Consider the following 5,786-nt stretch of genomic DNA (forward strand, 5'->3'; position numbering starts at 1 on the left):
TTCAACCTCTCTTTATATTTTGGAGATCGTATCCGTTTATAGATGGATTGACTACTAACTCCCAGGCTATCAGCGTAGTCTTTTATTCTCATTTTAGGCCTCGTAACTCCTTGTTAATACTGGATTTTCAACCAAATGGTTGAAAGCTATTTTTTGTTTCTCTTCCCCCATAATAAGCAAGCTGTTTTTCTAATATTGGTCGTTCATGTTTTAATAAATCTTTCATCAATTTCAGATAGTCAATATCAGATGTTTTATAGGTTTCTAAAATCTTTTTATATTTAGTTCTTGTATTTCTATGTAATTTTTGCCAAACATTTTTATTGCGTGTATATGCGACTAGATATATCTGAGTTTCAACTGGCAAGTCATCAAATACAAAAGGTTTAAAGATAACAGAGTCAATGACCTCGAATATTTCTTCAACCGAGCGACTCCGAAGCTGAAATTCTAAGCGCCACCAATGTTGGAACTGTTGGGCAAATTTCTTGTCTTCCTCAGAGCCATTTTCTAATTGTTCAACTTTTTTGTTATAGAGTCTGATTTGCTTTTCTGACCTGGAGGCGCCTAGATATTTAGTTTCTAGTTTTCCATTCTGGTCTCTCCATTCTTTGGTAGCAGTAGGGCGGCCTTTCTTTTCAAGAATAAACTCACTACAATCAACTTCAAATATATCAAAAGCTAAATCAACTCGAGAGATTGCAATATCTTCAAGATATGGTATAATTGTATCTAAGATATTAATATCAATCTGTCGGAGTTTATTGGGGTTAAACTCTATCCTGAAAGGGCGAGCATTAAAGGCTTGTCCTTTTAATTTGTCGTAATCTAGGAGGAGTCTAACGTGACTTCCGTCACGAGTGATTGCTCTAAACATATCAGTCATAGCAGTCTGGACTATAATGGCTGTATGGTTTTCTATCAAACTTTTGAGATCAAGGAGTTTGATAGGTTTGATATAAGCTGTAATAGTGATGTTGTCCAAGCTAACTTTTAATTCCAAATCAACCTCCTTTCTTGTAGAAGTCGCCTATCGGAATTTTTTCTGTCTGAAATACTTGTCAGCAAGATTTTCAATATAGTTCATGATACAAATATAGAAATGAGCGAATAGACTTATAAATAAAGGAACTAGGAACACTATCAAAATCGAACGCACTCCTGAGAGCCACATTATAAAGGCAAAAGGCACAAGAGCGATAAGATACCCTGATATAATCTTGTTTGTTAAGTTTTTCATATAAAACCTTCTTTCTTTTAGAGGTCGCCTATCGGCGCCTCTTTTTTGTCTGCGCAAAGACCTCCGTAAAATGACATTCTTGGGGGAGCAACCCCAAGCCGACTTCGTCGGACCATTTTCATTTTGCTACGGTCAAACTTGCCAAAAAATGGGTGTAGTAAATGCACATCAGATGTGCACATAGCGGGCTGTTAGAGGAGCCCGCGTTATAAATTTTGAGAAAGCTCAAAAATTTAGTCTCAAAATACCATTTTCAAAATATTTTCATAGTTGTTTTCATAGCTGCTTTAGGACTAAAAATTTTGTAAATCTGAAACAGATTTTTGAAAAAGGTCAACTCTTTCAATCAAAAATATTTCTAGGATTTTTTCGATGATATCTTCAGGGGGAATCTGCTTGTTTTTCTTGTATTTAAAGAATCGGTCTTTAGCTTTTTTCATTTCTCCTAAATCATCAGACACATCAGCAAATAGCAACTTATGCAATTCAAACCAAGGCAATTCAGATTGCTTACGGACAATCTCAAAATTTCTCCAAAAACGTCTACCTTCATCTAGCTTTTCAAATTTCTTAAATAAATTCTCTCGTTCTGCTTTACGGTACTCTTTGGGCAAGAGTGTCCCAACATATTCTGGAGTCATGTTCGAATAGATGGCTTCTTTTGTTACAACAATGGGGAGTTTTAAGGAACTATCAACGTCTTTCAAAATCTTTCTAACAAATTGACTAAGTGTAATTTGTGTATTTAATTTATACTTCAACATCTTAGTACTTAACAGTTCAAATATATCAGTTGACCTAAAAAGCCATTCCATCAGCGTTTTAGTATCTATATCTTTACTTGAGAATACTTGATATTCAAGCTGATAGCTATCCAATCGTGACTGGATGGCCTGATTAAGTGCTGTATCTTTTCCAAAGTAAACCTTTATCATATTTACACCTCGTTAATATAAGTCATGTATGGTAAGTTATGGTTATAATAGCTTGTATTCCATTGCCGTTCACGTTCAATTAAGTTGACAGATTCCAAGAGTTGTAAAACGGCTACCATAGTCGTTCTGGCACAGGAAAATTTTTTTGCTAGATCCTCAATTCTATATGCTAGGTAAATATTTCCTTCATCATCTACCCAACCTTTCTCTATTGCCTCTTCTTGTTTGTTTCTTAGCACAGAATAGACAATAACATCAAGGGGTACCAAATCCTTATAGAAATCGTCTTGGAATAATACTTTAGGTATTAAGTAATAATCATCACCGTAATCCATATTTCTCACCTTTCATATTGTTGTAACCATTGAGCGACTTTGTGTTTATCGTACAGGGTCACTCCGTCAATTACCATGTGGGGCATACCTTCACGTTGCCATTTGACAACGGTAGTAGTTGATACATCAAGCCAACGGCACAAGCCTGCCATACGTAGCATGGGTTTATAGAGCTCCTGGTCCTCAAAAGCTTTTTCGATTGCTTTCTGAAGCATGGTATCGTAACGAGCAAGCAACTTCTTTTCTGTTGCTTTTGGGAGATGAATGGTAAAGTTTTCTGTCATATTCTGACCCCTTTCTTAATTTTATAAGCTTCGAATAATTCATTTTGAATTATTTACATAGATTATAAATTCTTTTTGAATTGTTGTCAAGTTTTTTTATTCATTTTGTATTATTTGTGTTACAATATATAAAAAACAAGGAATTAAGATATGACTAACAATATTGGAAAACTTATTAAAGACAGTAAAAAAAAATTAACTGAAATTAGCGATAGTACAGGTATAGCTTATCCTACGTTGTCGGGGTATAATCAAGGAATTAGAACACCTAAGAAGAAAAATGCAAAAATCCTTGCAGAATACTTCGGAGTGTCTATCCCTTACTTGCTGGGGATTGATGATAACCCTGTATTAGTCAATCCAGGTTCAACCAAAGAAATTTTTAAAGGCTTCGCCAAAGTGCTTCAGGGAAAAAGTACGATTGAAAATAAAATCACTCAATGGACTCCTTTTGGAGAAGATCTTGCTATTATACTTGCAGAGCTCAATCAATCAGAGGCATTGTCTGATTACATTGATTTTCTAGCAAGTAAAAAAGGCTTTAACCCTGTTTTGGTTAAAGCTATTAAAGAATTTATAGCTGATGAGAAACAAGGCCTTATTCCTTTCCTGATTAACAAATCAGGAGCAGAAGACTCTCCTTATCATTATGTCTGGGAGGCATGGGTAGAGAGTCCTGAATACAAGAGACGGCAAGAAGAGAAAAAGAGTAAGAAATAACTGACAATCATGATTTCTTTATTTTATAAGCTCCGAAACCTTAAAAAATAAAGGAGAAATTAGAATGTCTATTATTAAATATAAGGCTAAAAAGTCTAAATCAGGCTATCTTTATAAGGTCAGAATCTACAGGGTGATTGATGGCAAACGTCAGGACTTCTTTAAAAGCGGTTTTAAGAGCCTTAGAGAGGCTAGACAGTATGAAGCTATGATTTACCATAAAAAAGCATCAGGCGACCTCTCAGGGTTTCTGAAAGCCTCTGAGAGACGTTTTGATGAAGTTTTTGAGGAATGGTTCAAAACTTATCAAAACACAGTAGAGAGGACGACAAGCGTCCGTACAGATGACTTGTTTAGAATTCATATCTTGCCAGTTCTTGGAAAGATGAAAATTTCCAAAATTACTCCTTGGCAATGCCAGGACTTTATTACCGAAAAAGGTCAGACTTTTAGAAATATCAAACAGGTAAAATCTTACACTGGTCAAGTGTTTGATTTTGCTTTGAAAATGAAATTGATTACAGACAACCCAATGAAACAAACGATACTCCCCAAAAGAGAGCGGAAGAAGTCAGATAACTTCTTTAGCGTTGAGGAGTTGCATGAGTTTTTAGCTATTATTAAGGCAGAAGAGCCTTATAAAAACTATGCCTTATTTCGTTTGTTGGCCTATAGTGGCTTAAGGAAAGGGGAGCTGTATTCTTTGAGGTGGTCTGACATCGATTTTGACAATCAATTACTTTCTATCAGCAAAAACCTAGGTAGAATCAAGGGGAAAGCAGTTGAGAAAAGCACCAAAAACAGGTTTTCCATACGGCAAATCCCTTTAGATACTGAGACAATCTCGATTTTGAAAGAGTGGAAACAAAAGAGCAGAAGAGAAAAGGGGCAACTGTCAGTTACCCCATTGATGATAGCGATTATATGTTTACGTTTGTTGATCGAGACGGAAAGATAGAACCTTTATATCAGGATTATATCAATAGTGTTCTAAAGCGGATCATCAGGAAACATGGCTTGAAGAAGATAACTCCTCATGGCTTCAGACATACTCATGCAACCTTGATGATTGAAGTAGGGGTTGACCCTGTCAATGCGGCCAAAAGATTAGGTCATGCGAGTAGTCAGATGACCCTGGATACTTATAGCCATTCTACATTAGCAGGAGAGAAGAAAGCTATCACAAAATTTGTAGATTATCTGGATAGTGCAAAAGGTTAGTTTTCCAAGACGGTACCAAAAACGGTACTAAAAACAAAAAAAGCCAATTCCAATTTCTTGGAAAAGGCTTTGTATCAACGTTTTTAAGCAATAAATGCGGTTGATTATTTGAGACCGTATTTTCTAAGGAAATCAGAGAAAAAATGGTGACCTTCAAATTCATGGAGGATAGAGGCGGTCAGCTGAAGATTCATTCAACTATTTCTAAGAAAGCGCGTGGTGCTTTCCTGACAGCCTTGATAGAAAATCAAGTGCAGACGGTGGAGGAAGCTCGTAAGTTAAGCTTTGCAGGATTTAGCTTCCGAGAAGACCTGTCCCAGCCACAGGAATTGGTTTTTGTTAAGAAAGTATAGAAGAGAAAAATTCAAATTGAGAATCAACTTCTTTTTTCTAAAATGTATGAGGTTGGTTAAAAAATCTTTAAAATCAGAAAAATGCATATTATCAGATATTGGAAAAATTTGATGATATGCATTTTATTTTTCTAGAGTATTTTGGAGATTTTATACTTCAATTTTACTAGGATTGAAATAAAAAAGGTAAATTCTTGATTTCATCGCTTTTGTAGCCGAAAGGAATCGAAAAAAAGAGCGCACAAAATCCCCTCATCTGAAAGCGTTTCAGATTAAGTTCCGCTATGGTGGAAGTTAGTGTGAGACGTTTGAATGGGTTTTTAGGTTAGTTTTTAGAACTTATGTTGGAGTAATGTAGAAGACTGACAGACGTCTTCTGCAGGTATTTTAGAAATACCGAGAAGCTTAGGAATCTCTTCTCCATAAGTAAAGGCAAAAAGTTCATAGGCTGACTTTCCATTCAAAGCAGCGCGTTTGACGCTGTTGACATGCGAACAAACGAGATTGATGTCCTCCTGAGTTAAGTTGTCAAAAGAAGTTCCCTTAGGTAGAATGTCGCGAATTAGTGTGTGATTTTTCTCAATTCTCCCTTTCTGGTCAGAGCGATTAGGATCACAAAAGAAGAGTTTACTCTCTCCTCGAACATCCATTTCGATGTCATCAACCCTGGCAAACTCTCCACCATTATCTGTGAGGAT

General features: G+C 35.9%; 6 protein-coding genes and 2 pseudogenes. 3 read left to right on the forward strand and 5 right to left on the reverse strand.

Features of this window, described 5'->3' with window-relative positions:
- Window positions 1-127 precede the first annotated feature (127 nt).
- The 4 genes from HMPREF0851_RS12975 to HMPREF0851_RS12995 form a co-directional block, all read right to left on the reverse strand.
- Window positions 128-1,003: a hypothetical protein gene (locus tag HMPREF0851_RS12975; RefSeq protein ID WP_000421236.1), complete on the reverse strand. Its 876-nt coding sequence runs from the start codon at window positions 1,001-1,003 to the stop codon at window positions 128-130.
- Between the two features lie 530 nt (window positions 1,004-1,533).
- Entirely contained in the window at window positions 1,534-2,175 is a 642-nt protein-coding gene (locus HMPREF0851_RS12985; protein ID WP_000598830.1) for a hypothetical protein, read from the reverse strand.
- Between the two features lie 2 nt (window positions 2,176-2,177).
- On the reverse strand, window positions 2,178-2,510 hold the full coding sequence (locus HMPREF0851_RS12990; RefSeq protein WP_000384432.1) for a replication initiator protein A: 333 nt from the start codon (window positions 2,508-2,510) through the stop codon (window positions 2,178-2,180).
- A gap of 5 nt (window positions 2,511-2,515) precedes the next feature.
- Window positions 2,516-2,794 (reverse strand): hypothetical protein, encoded by a 279-nt coding sequence (locus HMPREF0851_RS12995; RefSeq protein ID WP_000138228.1) that lies wholly within the window; start codon window positions 2,792-2,794, stop codon window positions 2,516-2,518.
- A 150-nt stretch (window positions 2,795-2,944) separates the two neighbouring features.
- Between HMPREF0851_RS12995 and HMPREF0851_RS13000 the strand changes: the two genes are divergently transcribed.
- From HMPREF0851_RS13000 to yaaA, 3 genes and pseudogenes are all read left to right on the forward strand, one after another.
- Window positions 2,945-3,514: a helix-turn-helix domain-containing protein gene (locus HMPREF0851_RS13000; protein ID WP_000183748.1), complete on the forward strand. Its 570-nt coding sequence runs from the start codon at window positions 2,945-2,947 to the stop codon at window positions 3,512-3,514.
- 64 nt (window positions 3,515-3,578) lie between these two features.
- Window positions 3,579-4,735 (forward strand): annotated as a pseudogene (locus tag HMPREF0851_RS13005) (tyrosine-type recombinase/integrase).
- A gap of 107 nt (window positions 4,736-4,842) precedes the next feature.
- A pseudogene (gene yaaA / locus HMPREF0851_RS13010) lies at window positions 4,843-5,088 on the forward strand (peroxide stress protein YaaA); the annotation flags it as partial.
- A 332-nt stretch (window positions 5,089-5,420) separates the two neighbouring features.
- Here the strand turns inward: yaaA and HMPREF0851_RS13015 are convergent.
- The coding region (locus HMPREF0851_RS13015) for a hypothetical protein (protein ID WP_000541593.1) at window positions 5,421-5,786 on the reverse strand (366 nt) is incomplete at its 5' end.

The sequence above is a fragment of the Streptococcus sp. M334 genome, assembly GCF_000187745.1.
Lineage (GTDB): Bacteria > Bacillota > Bacilli > Lactobacillales > Streptococcaceae > Streptococcus.

Excerpts from the sequence above, each read along its gene's own strand:
- HMPREF0851_RS13000 (WP_000183748.1), top strand. The coding sequence starts at position 2,945 with ATGACTAACAATATTGGAAAACTTATTAAAGACAGTAAAAAAAAATTA.
- HMPREF0851_RS12985 (WP_000598830.1), bottom strand. The coding sequence starts at position 2,175 with ATGATAAAGGTTTACTTTGGAAAAGATACAGCACTTAATCAGGCCATC.
- HMPREF0851_RS12990 (WP_000384432.1), bottom strand. The coding sequence starts at position 2,510 with ATGGATTACGGTGATGATTATTACTTAATACCTAAAGTATTATTCCAA.
- HMPREF0851_RS12995 (WP_000138228.1), bottom strand. The coding sequence starts at position 2,794 with ATGACAGAAAACTTTACCATTCATCTCCCAAAAGCAACAGAAAAGAAG.